Source organism: Emticicia fluvialis (genome assembly GCF_024793945.1).
In the GTDB taxonomy this organism is placed as follows: domain Bacteria; phylum Bacteroidota; class Bacteroidia; order Cytophagales; family Spirosomataceae; genus Emticicia; species Emticicia fluvialis.
In genome coordinates this window covers 100,017-115,957 of the sequence record NZ_JANUSD010000012.1, presented here as the reverse complement: position 1 = coordinate 115,957, position 15,941 = coordinate 100,017, and the positions used below count along the sequence as shown (strand labels likewise).

The 15,941-nt window shown below is 40.9% G+C and carries 14 protein-coding genes and 1 riboswitch; of the genes, 5 read left to right on the top strand and 9 right to left on the bottom strand.

Annotated elements, in window-relative coordinates:
- Positions 1-10: 10 nt before the first annotated feature.
- The 3 genes from NZ848_RS14920 to NZ848_RS14910 are packed head-to-tail and all read right to left on the bottom strand — an operon-like array spanning position 11 to position 2,622.
- A complete protein-coding gene (locus NZ848_RS14920) occupies positions 11-1,156 on the bottom strand; it encodes a M28 family metallopeptidase (protein WP_259016164.1) in 1,146 nt (381 codons plus the stop codon).
- A 6-nt stretch (positions 1,157-1,162) separates the two neighbouring features.
- Entirely contained in the window at positions 1,163-2,062 is a 900-nt protein-coding gene (locus NZ848_RS14915; protein WP_259016163.1) for a hypothetical protein, read from the bottom strand.
- A gap of 20 nt (positions 2,063-2,082) precedes the next feature.
- On the bottom strand, positions 2,083-2,622 hold the full coding sequence (locus tag NZ848_RS14910; protein WP_253534008.1) for a 5' nucleotidase, NT5C type: 540 nt from the start codon (positions 2,620-2,622) through the stop codon (positions 2,083-2,085).
- 144 nt (positions 2,623-2,766) lie between these two features.
- Positions 2,767-2,964, top strand: a riboswitch (cobalamin riboswitch).
- Positions 2,965-3,029: 65 nt separating this feature from the next.
- Between NZ848_RS14910 and NZ848_RS14905 the strand changes: the two genes are divergently transcribed.
- The 3 genes from NZ848_RS14905 (at position 3,030) to NZ848_RS14895 (ending at position 7,428) form a co-directional block, all read left to right on the top strand.
- Positions 3,030-4,952 (top strand): TonB-dependent receptor plug domain-containing protein, encoded by a 1,923-nt coding sequence (locus NZ848_RS14905; RefSeq protein ID WP_259016162.1) that lies wholly within the window; start codon positions 3,030-3,032, stop codon positions 4,950-4,952.
- A gap of 5 nt (positions 4,953-4,957) precedes the next feature.
- Positions 4,958-6,019 carry a DUF5074 domain-containing protein gene (locus NZ848_RS14900; protein ID WP_259016161.1) on the top strand — a complete coding sequence of 354 codons (1,062 nt, stop codon included), beginning with the start codon at positions 4,958-4,960 and terminating at the stop codon, positions 6,017-6,019.
- Between the two features lie 161 nt (positions 6,020-6,180).
- Positions 6,181-7,428, top strand: coding sequence for a DEAD/DEAH box helicase (locus tag NZ848_RS14895; protein WP_309600838.1), 1,248 nt, complete (start codon positions 6,181-6,183; stop codon positions 7,426-7,428).
- Positions 7,429-7,510: 82 nt separating this feature from the next.
- Here NZ848_RS14895 and NZ848_RS14890 read toward each other — a convergent pair whose 3' ends face one another.
- Positions 7,511-7,984, bottom strand: coding sequence for a DUF3299 domain-containing protein (locus NZ848_RS14890; protein ID WP_259016160.1), 474 nt, complete (start codon positions 7,982-7,984; stop codon positions 7,511-7,513).
- A gap of 137 nt (positions 7,985-8,121) precedes the next feature.
- Here NZ848_RS14890 and NZ848_RS14885 point away from each other — a divergent pair, with 137 nt between their 5' ends.
- Positions 8,122-8,472 (top strand): hypothetical protein, encoded by a 351-nt coding sequence (locus NZ848_RS14885; RefSeq protein WP_253534015.1) that lies wholly within the window; start codon positions 8,122-8,124, stop codon positions 8,470-8,472.
- Between the two features lie 4 nt (positions 8,473-8,476).
- Entirely contained in the window at positions 8,477-8,920 is a 444-nt protein-coding gene (locus NZ848_RS14880; protein ID WP_253534016.1) for a hypothetical protein, read from the top strand.
- Between the two features lie 19 nt (positions 8,921-8,939).
- Here NZ848_RS14880 and NZ848_RS14875 read toward each other — a convergent pair whose 3' ends face one another.
- From NZ848_RS14875 to NZ848_RS14855, 5 genes are read right to left on the bottom strand one after another with little or no spacing between them, the layout of a single operon-like run.
- Positions 8,940-10,613 (bottom strand): hypothetical protein, encoded by a 1,674-nt coding sequence (locus NZ848_RS14875; RefSeq protein ID WP_259016157.1) that lies wholly within the window; start codon positions 10,611-10,613, stop codon positions 8,940-8,942.
- Positions 10,614-10,640: 27 nt separating this feature from the next.
- Positions 10,641-12,875 (bottom strand): hypothetical protein, encoded by a 2,235-nt coding sequence (locus NZ848_RS14870; protein WP_259016155.1) that lies wholly within the window; start codon positions 12,873-12,875, stop codon positions 10,641-10,643.
- Positions 12,872-14,095 (bottom strand): BatA domain-containing protein, encoded by a 1,224-nt coding sequence (locus NZ848_RS14865; protein ID WP_259016153.1) that lies wholly within the window; start codon positions 14,093-14,095, stop codon positions 12,872-12,874. Before NZ848_RS14865 ends, NZ848_RS14870 begins: the two co-directional genes overlap by 4 nt.
- Before the next feature lie 2 nt (positions 14,096-14,097).
- Positions 14,098-14,958, bottom strand: coding sequence for a DUF58 domain-containing protein (locus tag NZ848_RS14860; protein ID WP_259016152.1), 861 nt, complete (start codon positions 14,956-14,958; stop codon positions 14,098-14,100).
- A 5-nt stretch (positions 14,959-14,963) separates the two neighbouring features.
- Positions 14,964-15,941 (bottom strand): AAA family ATPase, encoded by a 978-nt coding sequence (locus NZ848_RS14855; RefSeq protein WP_259016150.1) that lies wholly within the window; start codon positions 15,939-15,941, stop codon positions 14,964-14,966.

The following is a 15,941-nucleotide window of genomic DNA, read 5'->3' as shown; positions in this document are numbered from 1 at the left end:
AGTAAGGTGTTTAAGAAATATTGAGTTGTTCTCCGATTTTCTCTGCTAATATAACAGCCTTTTCTATAGGTAAAAAATCTACGTTTGCCAGCACATCTGTTGGTCGGTGGATGTTAGGCATTCGACCGTGCGCATCAAGTGCTGCCAGCGTTACAGCCGGAATGCCCGCCCGCTGAAACCAGACCGAATCAAAGTCAGCCGTATGCCATGCACCTGTGGTTACATTTTTAAGAGCCGGAAGCTGTGCAACGGTTTGTTTGGCTATTTGTATCAACTGGTTGTCATAAACAATGTTAGACCAACTGCCCGTTTGGGTTATGATTTTCAGATTACCGCTGCCCAATGTATCAAAATTAACCAGATAGGTTTCCTTGTTAAATTCGGTATAATGTTTTTTCATGTAGGCTCTGGCGCCTATCATGCCTACTTCTTCGGCACCTGTCAGAACCAGTTCCACATCCAGATTGTCTAAATTTTTAGCCCACAACTTCTCGGCGGTGGCAACTGCGGCGGCTACTCCGGTAGCATTGTCAGAAGCGCCGTTTGAATAGCCTAGGCGGAAATAGTCTACCGTACCCACTACCCCCTGCAACAGAAAGTAAAAAGCTAATACGTTGCCTATCATCATAATGAAATTGTTTGGCGCCAGAAACTGAGAAATGGCTATAAATTGCGCCACAATCATCAAAAACAGGCTCATTTTTAAAGACTTCCGGAAGTTGCCAACCATTTCGGGGCGATAAAGAACCGAAATAGGGGCGGTGTCCCAATGTGCCATCAGGATGAGTTTCTTAGGTTTGCTGGTTGCTTTACTTTTAGGCTTAACTACGAGGTTATACGAAGTAACCAGTGGAGGAAAACCCGTAACCGGCGATGCGTACCAGTTGAAATACAGCATTGCCAGTGTTACAAATATGAGTGTGATAAAAAGCCCGGCAATTGGAGAGAAATTAAGAGTTAATAAACCGGCAAACAAACCACCGATGAGCCACCAGACAATAGAAATGTAAGTTTTAGGCGTTCTGAAGGCCTCCTTTGAAACGTCATATTCCGGAAACAAACTGCTTAGATATTCAAGCACAGGTATTTCATTAGCGGTGGCTACACCTCTGTTAGGAAAAGCTGCCAGTTTTTCTACAATTTGTTTTGCGGTCATATTGGTCTAAGGTTTGTTATCTCCAGTCGAGTTATCAAGTATTCTAAAATTTTCAATAAATAAGTCTGTTTCAGAAGACATAGAGATTTTCCTAATAAACTTATTCTTTAGTCGCCAATCATATTCACTTTTTAGAACACCAATCTTTATTGTTTTGCCTTGATTTGTGTAAATAATATCTCCATTATTGTAATAGTAAGGTTGAAAAAAAGTTTTATCTCCTGTATGAAAATTTAATGTGGGAAAGTCTTTCAATTCTAGCTCAGCACCACGTCTTTTTATATAGATATTTGTTATCTCACTTACAAAGTATATTCTTTCATCAGAATCAGATTTTTCTCTTACTAAAATCCAAAATGTAGCTATTGTAAGAATAATTGAAACTAGTATTGCAACAGGACCGATTCTTTCAGAACCAGGTATTCTTTTTAGCAAAGCAATTTCAAATGTTGACTTTAAATTTGGGTCAACCGATAACTTTCGTTTTCTGAAAAAGCTAATAAAATCTGAGAAATTTTTATAGTCCCGGCTGCTTATAAAAATTGTTTTTTCAATTGTTTTAAAAACCAAAATTTTATTTGATTTATAGCCTTCGGACTTAAAATATTCTATATTCCAGGCAACTATATCAGAAATCTTTATTTCATCAAGGTATTCATTTTTTGGTGTAGCTATAATGATTCTATCTGAATAGAAATAATAAATGTATTTGGACAAATTAAGAATCAGGTAGCTACTGCCAAATAAACATAACACCGCAACGAAAAGTAATACCCATGAAACTAGTATAATTGAATTGGCTAAAAGCCAAAAATACCCAACTAAAAACAAGCTGGCTAATAGGATAGATGCAGCATAGTTCTTTTCAGGTTGTGAAACTATTGGTATTTCTTTAGATTTTCGCATGAAAATTTATTGAGTTCAACTTAACTTTCATTCTCAAAAAAAGCCTCAATTTCTTTCCATGATTTGAATCTTTGATAACCGGTTACCTTCTGATTATGAATGGCGCTGAACATCAGCGGTTTACCTTTAAAGGTTTTCAGGTTTTTCTCGTGGTCGTCAATCATATAATCGGCGGCTACAATGCTTTTATCTCCGCAAAGCACAATGTTTCGCCATGATATAAACGGAAAATGCTCTTCCAGCCAGTCCATTTTGTCTTTCAATGAATTTGGGAATTCGGTAGCTGCCGATACAATAAATACTTCATATTGCTCATGCAGTTTTTTTATTACCTCTACGGCATCTGCCATTACCTCTACATCTCTGAAAAAGCCCGGTTTAAATATTTCAACCCGAATTTTATGATAGTTTTTTTCTTCAAAAATCTCAAAGTAAGCTTTGTTTTCAAAATGTTGCTCTGTGAAAGCCGTACCGATAATGTGGTTATAAGTTTTCAGGATTTTCTTTCCTGTGGCCGCCATTACGTCATCCATATCAATGGCAATTCTCTTTTTGGTCATTCTTGATTAAGGTTTTGTTTGTGCGAATATAAACATAAGATTTTACAACCCTTCATTTGTGTTTATAAGTGTTTCAGTTTTTCATAAACGCACTGCCCAATACTATTTTTTGTGCCTGTTGCTGTTATTTTTAAAAATCATTTTACCTTTGCAACAGTTTTAGGTGCCTTATACAGCTTCCGATAGTTGTTTCAAGGCTTAAAAGGGAATCCCGTGTAAACCGGGAGCTGTCCCCGCAACTGTAAGTTTCTTTAGTGCATTTCAACTGCATGGCCACTGTTATACGGGAAGGCCGGAGATGCTGAAACGAGTCAGGAGACCTGCCCAAAGCTATCCTTATTTGCGCTTTACGGAGGATGAAGCCAACTGAGCGACAGACTATCATTCATTTTACATGTGTTAATTAATTGAGTATTTTTATCAGATGCTTGTGTCTGAGGGTTTTGCCCTTTGCCTTTGCGTGGCTTCTGCTGTCGCAGGAAATTGTATTGGGCCAGACTGACTCAACCAGAATGCTGGACGAAGTGTTGGTGAAAACCTTCGCTCCAACCAGGTTTATGGCAGGGCTAAAGATTCAGCGTATTGATTCAGCCACAATTGAGCAGGCAAAGTTTCAGACCCTGGCCGAATTTCTAAACTTTCAGGCACCGGTTAATTTCCGGCCCTATGGAAACGGGCAACTGACAAGTATAGGATTGCGAGGTACTTCAAGCAATCATACGGCTGTAGTCTGGAATGGCATCAATATCAACTCTCCAAGTACAGGGCAGAGCGATTTCTCCACTTTGCCTGCTGCAGGTTTCGACCTCCTGGCTATTCAATACGGGTCATCGTCATGTGTGGTAGGGTCAGATGCCGTTGGAGGCAGTATACTGCTCGACTCAAAGCCTGTCTGGGAAAATAAAATGCAGTTAAGTTTCGGGCAGCGGATGGCCAGTTTTGATAACCGCCAAACACAGTTAAGCGCCCGGGTTTCAGGCAACAGGGTTTCGTCAAAGACGGTGTTTTATAGTGGCGTTTTGAATAACAATTACCCTTATACAGAGCGGAACTATTATCCGGTTGAGCGTTCAACCACTTCTTCAAGAGGCTTTATTCAGGATTTGTTTTATCTCACCAAAAAACAAAACCAGCTTTCGCTGAACGTCTGGGTTTCTGATAATAATGTCGAAATATCGCCGCAGTCAATCCATACAAGAGAGGTTTTGCAAACGCAGGCTGTCAGGATTCTGAATACCTATCAATTTAAAAAACTGACTGTCAGAGGTGGTTATGTGCAGGATATCACCAATTATGGTAAGGGTAATTTTGTTAAACCCAGCCGGACAGCCATTGACCGGTTTTTGATTCGTGCCGAACATGAATGGCAGATTTCAAAACTTACAGCCCATATTGGCACTGAGGCAGCGCATGTAATAGCACATGTTGACGAATATGAAAAGAACACCATTGCAGAGAACAGATTAGACGTTTTTGCCTGGCTGAGGTACCAGGTTTCAAAAAGATTACTTACCTCGCTTAATGTGCGTCAGGCCTTTGTAAAAGGCTTTGAGCCACCCTTAGCCCCTGCTTTGGGTTTTGAATATCAGCTTACTGAATCCACTAAATTAACGGGCAATGTTTCACGCAGCTACCGGGTGCCTACCATGAACGAACGCTATTGGTCTGAATTAGGCAACCCGGAGCTGAAGCCCGAAGACGGATTTAATAAAGAGATGGGTGTTAGCTGGAATAAGCAGCGCCATACTTTCAGTTTTAGCTCGTCGATGAATCTGTATCATAATCTGATTGACAACTGGGCCTACTGGAATCCGGATTTGAATTACAAGGTACAGAATCTGCAGCAGGTATTGGCCAAAGGCCTGGAGCTTACACACAAAACGCAATATCAGCGCGAGCAACTGGCGGTTGGGTTTCATGCCCAATATGCTTACACGCATTCTTCGCAGCAGAAAGCTTATAATGTTTTCTCTGCCGATGTAATAGGTAAGCAGCTGATTTACATACCGAAGCACAATTTTACCGCCAATTTATATTACCAGACAAACGGGAAAACCGGGTGGCTGAAAAAACACGGAACGCCGTTCCGTGCAACGCTTCAATGGCAAGCCAATAGCCGTAGGTATTACACGTTCGACAACTCTAAATGGCTCGATGGCCAGCATTTGGTAAACCTGATACTTGAAAGTGGCCTGAAATGGAAGCATGCAGACGGTCGCTTGTTTTTTCAGGTAAACAACCTGTTTGATGAGCTCTACCTTAACTCAAAACGCAATGCCATGCCCGGCAGAAATTATGCAATCAACTTTGTTTTTAACATAAATAAGTAATCCAGATGAACTACAAAAAATTATTGTTACTTGGTTTTGTTTCTATTGCTTTATTCTCTTGCGAAACCAAGGATGCAGAACCCGCACAACCATACGACACAGGTGTGATAGTGATTAACGCCGGCAACTTTTTTGATAACAACGGCACACTATCTTTTCTGAAACGAGATTCTACAAAAGCTACCCTTGATGTTTTTCAAAAAGAAAATAAGCGCTCAATTGTAGGGGGTATTACAGAATACGCAGAAATAGACGGTAAAGGAATTATATTAGTAGATAACTCTACTGACGGCCAAGACGCCATAGAAATTGTAAATGCCCGTACCCTTAAGTCGGTGGCGTCAATAAAAGAAGTTGAAAACCCACGCAACGCTATCAAAGTTGCTTCTAATAAAGCTTATGTAGTTTGTTGGGACGTGCTGAATGCCGATTATTCATACAAACCAGGGTATGTTCTGGTAATTGATTTGAACACCAATAAAGTAACCAAAAAAATTGCTGTGCAAAATGGCGCCGAAGGAATTGTGGTTGTAGGTAATGAAGCCTTTATTGGTAATGACCCGTACTCGGGCAAGAGCGAGATTACCGTAATTGATATTGCCAAAGATGAGGTGTCTGGTAAAATTTCGATGAAAGGCGGTACCACCAATCTTGTAGTTGATGCCAACAACAAGATTTGGTGTTCGGTTGGTAAAGAAGTTTTCCGTATTAATCCATCTACCAAATCAATCGAAGCTACTTTAAGTACCGAAAAAACAACAGGTAAAGTACCCGGAGAATTGGTTTTAAGTGCCGACAAAAGAACTATCTATTTTGATTATTCGAATTGGAGTGAAGGCGGAGAAGTATATAGCTTTAATATAAGTGATGCGGCAATATCAAACGCCAAGCCCTTAATCAAGCGTACATTGTCTGGCCTGGGATTTGATACAAACGCAAATATTATCTATGCTGGTGTTACGCCGTCTTACAAGCAGGCAGGTTATGTTTTCAGGTATAAAGTAACCGGAGAACTGATTGATTCTGTAAAAGTAGAAATTGCACCCAGTAAGTTTTTCTTCAAATAAGATGTTGGCTTGTTGCGCAATTCCGTAAACCGGGCAAGGCGAAAGCAACCATAAACCTATAAAAAAATGCACAGAATTGCCGATGTTTTGGCCTTTCTGTGCATTCTTCGTTTCTAAATGCTATCTTTACATTTTTACCAATCAAAATTATTAATTAAAACTTGCAATTTAGCGAATTTAACCTACATGAAGACCTGTTGTCTGGCGTAAACGCCATGAATTTCGTACAGGCTTCTCCTATTCAGGAGCAAACCATTCCTATTATTCTTTCAGGAAAAGACCTTCTTGCTTCTGCGCAAACCGGCACTGGCAAAACCGCTGCCTTTCTTATTCCTTTGCTAGACCACGTTGTGCGAAACCAAAGTAACCAGACCTCGGTGCTGGTGCTTGTGCCTACGCGTGAGCTGGCTAAACAAATAGATGAACAAATAGAAGGATTCAGTTATTTTATTAATGCCACCAGCATTGCCATTTATGGCGGCGGAGTAGGGGAAGAGTGGAATCAGCAGCGAAAAGCCCTTGTACATGGTGCCGATATTATTATTGCAACGCCCGGGCGTTTGATGGCGCACATGAAAGCAACCGACCTGAAGTTTGACCACATTAAATGTCTGGTACTTGATGAGGCCGATAAGATGCTTGATATGGGTTTTTCAGACGACATTATGTATATCCTGAAGCACCTGCCGGTGCAACGGCAGAACTTGATGTTTTCGGCAACTATGCCTAAAAAAATAAGAGATTTTGCCAACAGAATACTGAAAGACCCCGCAGAAGTGCGGCTGGCCACATCAAAGCCAGCGGTAGGTATAGACCAGCAGTTTTATATGGCCACCGATACCCAGAAAATACCTTTGCTGGCACATTTGCTCAAAAATGACAATGTACAGTCGGTGATTGTGTTTTCGTCGCAGAAAATGATGATTGAAAAAATCATCAGGGCTTTAACAAAACTAAACCTGGATGCCCGGGGGATATCATCCGATAATTCGCAGCAGGAACGCGAAAACGTATTGCGCGACTTCAAAAATAAGCAATTTAAGATTCTGGTAGCTACCGATGTGCTTTCAAGAGGTATAGACATCAATAATCTGAGCCATGTAGTAAATTTTGATGTGCCGCGCGATGCCGAAGACTATATCCATCGTATCGGGCGCACAGCCAGAGCAGAAACCACCGGTACGGCTATTACATTTATTAATGAAAGAGACCAATACCGTATTGTAAATATTGAAAAGCTATTGGAGCGCGAAGTTGAAAAGCAAAGCGTTACCGAAAGCCTGGGCCTGGGTGCTGCTCCTGAGTATAAAGGGCAGAACAGAAATGCAAGAACCCCAAAGCCTGACGGCCAGACAGGTAAACCGAAAAAGAAATTTTTTCGTCGTAATAACAAGCCGGCAGGTAACTAAAGCATCATAAATAGCCATGTAGACCCACTATGTGGCTATGTATGCTGTGGTTAAATTTACAGCGTAAAAGAAGTCTGATACCTCAATTAAACTTCTTTATGGGTTCTGTATTTTGTAAAACGTAGTTCAGCTCTTCTACGTTGTCTATGTTTAGTTTTAATATGCCTTTTACGGTCCATATTTCGTCAGTCGCAAAGCGGCGGGGTTGTTTCAGTTTCAGTTGTATGATTGATTCAGGCCCCGAGCCTCCGCAGAAAAAACAGGCAGCCATAGGATTGGCCGAAAGCACAAATACGTTTTCAGCCGGGTCAACCGGAATCATATATCCTCTTATTAGTATCACTTTTCCTTCCAGTGCTTTTACACGCTCGCCAAATTCAGGGTAAAGAAAAAACATATTCTCCTGTTTGTTAAATTTCTTCTTAAAGCGTACATCCTGCAGGTCTTTCCATGTAATGTGCTGGGTTTCGGCCTGCACTTTAAAGCCGGTATTAATGATGCCTGCCACTACAATGAGTATTAGCCCTACCGAAAAATATGAACTGAATTTTTTCATAGTAAAATTGTTTATGCAATAATGTTGCAAATATAGTCAGAGAGATTTATTTTTGCATCATTGTTGCAAGTATTTCATCTATTAAAGTTCAGGTATTTCTACATATACTTATCTGCCTGTCATTAAATTATAGTATTATGACAAAAGTATTGTTAGGATTCCAACTGGTTACCGCTTCTTTCGTTCACCTGATTTGCTGTGGTTTACCATTGCTGCTGAGTATCAGCGGTGGTTTAAGCATTTTTATAGCCTTGCAGGCGTATGCGCCTCTTTTACTGTGTTGCCAGTTAATTATTTTCGGGGTTACTTTTTATCAGGTGTACAAACCTGCCGGCAAGGCCTCAAAAGTGCAGCGCACCGGATTCTGGTTTATTTCTCTGGTTTCAATTGTTTTCTATTTTTATCCGCCGGTTCATTGGTTTAAGTCAGAAGAAACCCGGTTAAAAGAGGCACAGATACAACGTTTTTTCAAGCATAAAACACAATAATGAAATGAATAAAATTCTTTTGTTTTTCGCAGCAATTGCAGTAATGGGGTGCTCGTCAAAAAATCCGAAAGACAACCCCGTATTGGTAGAGGCCAATGAGGTACACATGCAGGCAGAGGCTATTCAGGAGCAAGTTGAGCCTGAAATAGATAAGCTCGACAGCCTTAGTAACCTTTTACTTGCAAAAAAAACTTTAAAAGCTGATTCGTTAGCCAGGGAATTGACAACCTTGAAGGCTGACTTTAATACTTGGGAGAAGAACTTCTTTGCGGTGCCGGGTTTTGAACATACCCATGAAAGTGGCCATGAGCATGAACACCATCACCACAATTCGGTGCCTGATTTACCTGCCGAAAAAATGCTGGAGGTGCAAAAAGAAATTAAACAAAACATTGAGCAGATTAAAACACGCCTGGAAAGTATTTCTGTAGCGGTTAAGCAACTCTAAGATAACAAAGCATTACTTATCAATTCAGTTTGGGTTCTACCCAGAGCGCTACTAAACCCACCAATATAATCAAATACCAGGCCCAGTCTGGCAAAGTGGTGGTAAGTGACTGTAATGATGCTTTACCACCACTAATAGTATTTATGCGCTGATGCGCCTGCAAGGCTTCTTGTATTTGCACGGCTTGCTTAAGCCCTCCTGTGTTTTCTTCCACATAAAGCGATAACGAATCCTGAAATGATTGCCAGCCCGGTTTTCTGAAAACATAGCTTCCTGAATAGGTAAGTGGATTGACTGGCGATTGAGATAAAATACTTGTATCTGTATCTATCCTGATTTTTGAAGAAACCACAGTAGGATTATTAATAATAATAGATGTTTGCGTATCGGTAAAAACAGGAGCATCAATCAGAATGTTGTCGGTAGCAGAAGGGGCCAGTTGTTGAAATACCGACGACCAGATACGGGCATAGCCGAGGGTATCGCCACTTAGTTTCAACGGGAAAGTCTCATTCAGAAAACTCAAACCAATTGACCCGGCTTTCTTCTGAATGGCTATGGGGTATTTACCGATTAATTTCTGGTTAACGGCCGGTTCAGGCACATAAGGCAGTGCTGTAAGATTATCAGCAACGGTTATTGTTTGGTCGTTTGATATTTTTTTTATGCGCCAGTTAGTGCCCAAAGCCAGATTCAGCGTTTTAGCGTCTTCTTCGGGTTTAGTGCAGTTAATAAACAAGACACTTTTGCCTTCGGCAGCTGCTTTTTTTACCAGTGTATGCGTTGCATTGGCAGGGTCGGTTATTAAAATATCAGCGTCGAACGATTTAGTATCGCCGGGCTTATTGATAGTAACCTTGCTTTGGGCGTCTTTGGCAATGGTAGTAATAATCTCAACCTGATAATTGTTTCTGCCCAGCCACTCTGATAGATTTTTGCTTTCAAAATCAGGATTGGCTAATATGAAAAGTACTTTACGTGGCTGTGGAGCTTGTGCAAAAAAATGAATGCGCTCAAGCGGCGCCTCATCCAGTGTTAATACTGCCTCCGTACGACCAATGGTAAAAACCGGAAAACTGAAATGAAAAGTATTATGGCCTTTTTGCAATACGAGGCTATCTAACGTTTGATTACCATATTTAATGGCGAGTGTCTGAGGTTTATTAACGGTTAATTTACCGCTCAGTTCTTGTATGTCTCCCTTTTTTACAATGCTTTTATATCGTAAATTCTGTAGTTGTGCTTCGTCAAAATAGGGTATCCAGTTTAGGTTCCTGTTACTCAACCAGCTGAGGGTTTTAGGGCTGAAATTCTGCCCTAAGAGATAAACATTGCCGGGGCTGTCAGCAAATTGCGGATTATTACTGATTAAGCGGTTAAAGTCCTGCTCATTGAAAGAATCTGCGATTTGAAGGCTGTCTTTTATTTTCTGAACATAAGCCATGGGTATTTTGGCGGCAGCCAATAAAATTTTGTTGCCATTGGTAGTATGCTTAAAACCCGGCTGAAAAACAAAAAGAAAAACTGCCAGCCAAACGAACAGATTCAGCCCAAGTCGTATCAGTAAGCGTTTATTAGGCAGAGCTTTTGACCGCCACAACAACCATAATTGGATAATCAATAGGAACACCAAGCCTACATAAAGTATCCACTTTGACTGGAAGACTGATAATATGAGTAAGTTAAATGCCATGTATTAGTATTGGTCTGACAGGTAGCATTACCTGATATTTTTCCAGAATGCCTTCTCCAGTTTTTTTTCTGCCGAATAAGATTTGTTCAATATGCCTTTTGGCTGGGTAATACCGGTTAGCTGGTATAGTTTGGTCTTTAGCTCCGCTTTTTCGTCAGTCGATAAATCCTTATCGTTGATTAAATTCTGAAGCTGGCTTAAAACAGACCAGTTGCTCAGCTTGCTATTCATTACCTTGCCACTCAGGTAAGTACCTAAAAGCAATAAGCTTTGTTTTTGATACCCGTTTAGTTTCAGGCCTTCTTTTTTGGTATCTATAATACCCAGCACCTGAGCTACCAGGAGTTCTAACTTTTGTTGAGAAAAATTCTTTTCATAGCTGAAGGCCTCGTTGAACTTCGTCAACTCGCCTGTCATGCGCTTTTCTTTTTCTTTGATGGGGGGTGGGTCAAAGCTGGTTTTCTTTACAAATGTACGCGCCTTTTGCTGTGCCGATTTTAGAAATTCGAGAGCCTTTTTTTCAAATGGTAAGGCTTTTTCAGGCTCGTAAAGACGCAGGTGTAATTCTGACTGCCACATTTGTTCGAGCGACATTTTTAACAAACTTCGGGTAGATTGTTCGTAGAAAGTATTGGCTTCGCCATCATCATGCGAGTGCACGTAGTCTTTCAGAATAGCTGCCAATGGGTCTTCGTTGTCCTGATTACCTTTAGTTTCTGCGCCGTGGTCATGGCTATGTCCATTAGCCTGGTGCTTTTCACCATCTTCATGGTCGTGCTCGCCTTCGTCATGTGCATGAGTAAAGCCTTTCAGCAGGTCGCCACCCATAGCCGATCCGCTGATAGCGTCTGACGGAATAGGGTCGCCGCCACCAATAGAGTTTTCAAACTCTTCACCCAGATACTGTCCATAACGGAGGCGTAACGCTTTCTGGTCAAAACCTATTTCATTAGATGTACTCTTAAAATCTTTCAGGCTGATTTTATTTCTTTTGGCGATGAGTTTTTCAGTATCAATAATAATCTGGCGCTGGCTTCTGAAATACTCAGGAAGTATATTCACGGCCATGGTAGCCATCTCGGCTTCCTCTGTTTTTGAGGTATCTTTATAAACAATAAAGTAGGTGTCAGACTTGGTATAGTTGGGTTCCGGCTTTTTATTGTCAATGGCGGCCCAGTAATAATAAAGCTCATCGCCGGGGGCAAAGTTTAGCGCCTTTAAATCAATGGTTTTGTTGATGAAAGCCTCCTTGAAATGAGCCTGATTTATAGGTAATTTAATTTCTCTGAATTTTACGTTCTCTCCTGACCCCCTGGCTACAGTGGCAATGATGAATGCTTGAGTTACCTGAAAATCATCTGATATTTTTGCTGAAATCTGAACGGTTTTCGGGTCTTTCAGGAAATGGAATTTATACAGTTCTTTAGATGCCGGGTCAATTCTGGGTGCCAGGTCCGGTATGGCTTCCAACCGGTAATAGTCTGACTGAAATATGAGGGAGTCTTTCCAATAGGCTTTTATGGCATATAAACCAGAGCCTTGCAGCATGTCGGTGTATTCAAAAACTTCTCCTGTTTTCCTGAAAGCGAGTTCTTCGCCTCTGTTATTGCTCAGTTTCACAGCCAGATTATTGGTATGATTAAACGCTACAAGCCATTTAAGCATAGAACCGCTGATGGCAGAGGCATTTAAATCGTTATTTGTTTTGGTTGGTAATTGGGTATAGGCAGGTGGTGTAATGGTTAATTGTGCTGAACTGAACACAGGTGGTTTAGCCATTTCTTGTGGCGATGCTTTGGTGTGGGTCTCAGTGCTAAAGGTTTCTTTGCTTTGATGCTGTTTTATAAGCGGGTACCCTAAATAGATAACCATAGAAACGATTGCTATGGCAATCGGAACCCATATTTTTGAATTGATTGCCGAAGGTGTTCTGTGTCCTTGCAATTTTGAGGCTAATCTTTCCAATTGCAATTGCTCAGCTATGTTGGGTTGCGACACCTTGAGTAACTGAAGGCTGTACTCGGTGTCTCCGACTGTTTTATGGATTAACCTTACTGCTTCATTTTGTTTATCTTTAAACAATTGTGTCTGGTAGGCGCTTAAACCAAAGGCAAGCAGGCTGCAAATTAGCGATACCGACAAAGAACTGCTAAAAACCGATACCAGTAAAAAGGCGGAAACTGCCACCAGCAGACATGTAAAGAATGCCACCGCATATAACTGGAAGCGCACACCCGATATAATATGTTTGACCTGATTCATGCGTTTTTAGTGATGGCTATATAACGTTCAATGCCCAGAATAATGATGAAAGCAAAAAGTAAGATTCTTGCAAGTTCATTTTCCTGATTTGCATTAACAGCGCCGGATTTAGTAAATATACTTTGCAATTGCTGATTACTCAAAACCGTAGGCACAGGGTTTAAATCATAGTGTTTTATCAGCGTCTCTGCCAGCCATTCAGGAAACTCACCATTAAAAATGGCCGCAGATGTTTGTGGATTGAGGCTGTACGGAATCTGAATAGTATTCATCTGGTATCTTAATTGGTTTACCGGAATATTGTCTGTGTTAGAAATGATGTTCAAAGTTGATTCAGAATCATATTCTGATTTTGAGCTTAAAGGTTTATCGCTGAATACCCAGTTGTATTTTTTGTGCTTGTTAACCTCCGTATCTGCTGTCAGTGTAATATTATACACTTCTTCCAAAGCTTTTAATGAAGCTAAAATGGTTTGTTTTTCTGCTTTATTCTGATTGAGAATCAAAACCTCGATTGGTGCATTATTGGCCGGGCTGCCGGTATAAGTATTGTTGTTGTCTGATTCTGCTTGCAGCGCCAATTGATTGGCAGCGTTTACAAATAGTTTTTTATTACCAAAAGCTAAATAGGGCTTCAGGTTGTTTTTGGATGAATCAACTATGGTATGCAGATTGAAAGCAGATGGTACAAAAATTTTAGGTACTTGTGCCAGGTTCTGACTATTAATCAAATAAAGCGCTATATCTTCTTTTTTGATGGTTTGCGCTAATTTATTAAGGCATGATTGCAAAAGTAGCGGATTAAAGTTATCGGTTTGGTGTACATTGCCCAGGTCATCCGCTAAGGTTAAAGCGGGTTGAATCCAATAGATTTTTTCACCTTTTTTAAGCGCATCCTGCAATTCAAACTTAAAGTTATCAATTATCAGTTTGTTTGGTTGAACCAGATGTATTTTCTGAGACGAAGATGACGCATCAGACCAGTCGAAAACAGGCTTGCTTAATAAAAAGCAAAGCAGCAATAGAAGCAGGCACCTAAGCAGTAGCAATAGAATATTATCCAGCCGGATGCCTCTCGACTGTTGTAGGTTTTTTTCCAGAAGCCACTGGGTGGCAGCCCATGCTAAAACTTTACCTTTTTTCTGATGCCAGAAATGGATAATAATGGGTATTGCAATGGCCAAACCACCCCAAAGCATCAGAGGATTTAACAATTCCATACTTAAAATTTTCTTTTCTTTAATGACTCGGCAATGACTCTTGCGATGGGTTCATTAAGTGTAACTCTGATTAAACTAACGTTTGGAATCTGTAATGCAGTTTCCAGATTTTCCAGATAAGCCATTATACCGGCTTTAAATTCGGCCTTTACTGCTTCTGCCTGTAATTCTATTTCCTTTTGCGTTTCTAAATCTTTGAAACGGTAAAATCCATTCAGGTTGAAGTTGATTTCGTCTTCTCCCAAAACCTGAAATATTATAATATCGCGCCTGGGGTTGGCAATATTCCTGATTAGCTGTATCCATTCGTTATCTGCCTGCAGAAAATCAGAAGCCATTACAATCAGCTCTTTTTGCTTCTGTTGAAATTCAGCAAATTTCGGGTCGTTATTTTGCCAGGGCCCTTCTGCTTCTGCCTTTTCAAGGGTATATAAAATTCGGTGAAAAGATTGCTTGCCAGACGGCACCAATGTTTGCAGATTGCCATTTTTAAGCGAATAAAGACTCATCTGATCGCTTTGCCGATACCCGAGATAAGCCATTGAAGCCAACAGGATTTTGCAATATTGCAGCCGGCTTACAGATTTTTCCTGGTAGTTCATTGAACCAGATAAATCAAGCACAAACCGGATATGCAGGTTACTTTCCGTGGCCGATTCTCTCACCAGGTGCTTTTGAGTACGGGCAAATAGTTTCCAGTCTATTCTTTTCGGGTCGTCGCCCGGTTCGTAGTGTCTGTATTGTTCAAACTCTGTACCGATACCTGAACGTTTACTGCCATGGATACCCAGCATCACTTCTTCACTAACCAAGCGGCCAGCCAGTTGCAGATTATTTAATTTAATGAGTTCGGTAGTGAGCATCAGGTTTATTTTTTCAACAACTCCCCAATTACGTTGTCAGTAGTTATATTTTCAGCTTCGGCACGGAAATTCAATGCAATTCTATGACGAAGCACCGGATACGCCAGTGTCTCAATGTCTTCCGGAACGACCGAGAAGCGTTCGTTTAATACCGCTCTTGCTTTTGAGCATAAAATGAGCGCCTGACCTGCGCGGGGGCCTGCGCCCCAGTCGCACCATTGTTTTACAAATTGAGAAGAACTATTGGCCGGGCGGGTATTTCTTACCAATTGGTTTACTTTCACAATCAATTCATCACTGATATGTACCTGTCTGGTTAGTTTTTGTAAATCTATTATCTCGTTATCTGTCAGCACGGTCTGCAAAGTTTGTTTGCTGCTGCCTGTTGTACTTTTCAGTACGTTGAGTTCTTCCTGTTCAGACGGGTATCCCAGTTTAATATAAAGCAGGAAACGGTCAAGCTGAGCTTCTGGCAGGGGATAAGTACCAGCCTGTTCAATAGGGTTCTGCGTAGCAATAATTAGAAAGGGCAGGGGCAGGTCATAATTGGTGCCGGCGTATGTAACTTTATATTCCTGCATGGCTTCCAGCAAAGCTGCCTGCGTTTTGGGCGGTGTACGGTTAATCTCGTCTGCTAAAACAATATTGGCAAAGATGGGCCCGCGGTTAAATTTGAAAAACTTCTTACCTGTTTCGTGGTCTTCTTCCAATATCTCGGTACCAATAATATCGCCCGGCATTAGATCCGGGGTAAATTGTACTCTTTTGAATTTCATGTCAAGCGCTTCTGACATGGTTTTTACCATCAGTGTTTTGGCAAGCCCGGGCACACCTTCCAGCAAACAATGGCCACCCGCCAGTAAACTAATCAATATTTCATTGATGGCTTCTTCCTGGCCGACAATAACTTTACCGATCTCTTTTTTTAAGTGTGGTAGTTTAGATACCAGCGTTTTATAGTGATTCAGATTCTGTGTTTCCAA

Excerpts from the sequence above, each read along its gene's own strand:
- NZ848_RS14920 (WP_259016164.1), bottom strand. The coding sequence starts at position 1,156 with ATGACCGCAAAACAAATTGTAGAAAAACTGGCAGCTTTTCCTAACAGA.
- NZ848_RS14915 (WP_259016163.1), bottom strand. The coding sequence starts at position 2,062 with ATGCGAAAATCTAAAGAAATACCAATAGTTTCACAACCTGAAAAGAAC.
- NZ848_RS14910 (WP_253534008.1), bottom strand. The coding sequence starts at position 2,622 with ATGACCAAAAAGAGAATTGCCATTGATATGGATGACGTAATGGCGGCC.
- NZ848_RS14900 (WP_259016161.1), top strand. The coding sequence starts at position 4,958 with ATGAACTACAAAAAATTATTGTTACTTGGTTTTGTTTCTATTGCTTTA.
- NZ848_RS14890 (WP_259016160.1), bottom strand. The coding sequence starts at position 7,984 with ATGAAAAAATTCAGTTCATATTTTTCGGTAGGGCTAATACTCATTGTA.
- NZ848_RS14885 (WP_253534015.1), top strand. The coding sequence starts at position 8,122 with ATGACAAAAGTATTGTTAGGATTCCAACTGGTTACCGCTTCTTTCGTT.
- NZ848_RS14880 (WP_253534016.1), top strand. The coding sequence starts at position 8,477 with ATGAATAAAATTCTTTTGTTTTTCGCAGCAATTGCAGTAATGGGGTGC.
- NZ848_RS14875 (WP_259016157.1), bottom strand. The coding sequence starts at position 10,613 with ATGGCATTTAACTTACTCATATTATCAGTCTTCCAGTCAAAGTGGATA.
- NZ848_RS14870 (WP_259016155.1), bottom strand. The coding sequence starts at position 12,875 with ATGAATCAGGTCAAACATATTATATCGGGTGTGCGCTTCCAGTTATAT.
- NZ848_RS14865 (WP_259016153.1), bottom strand. The coding sequence starts at position 14,095 with ATGGAATTGTTAAATCCTCTGATGCTTTGGGGTGGTTTGGCCATTGCA.
- NZ848_RS14860 (WP_259016152.1), bottom strand. The coding sequence starts at position 14,958 with ATGCTCACTACCGAACTCATTAAATTAAATAATCTGCAACTGGCTGGC.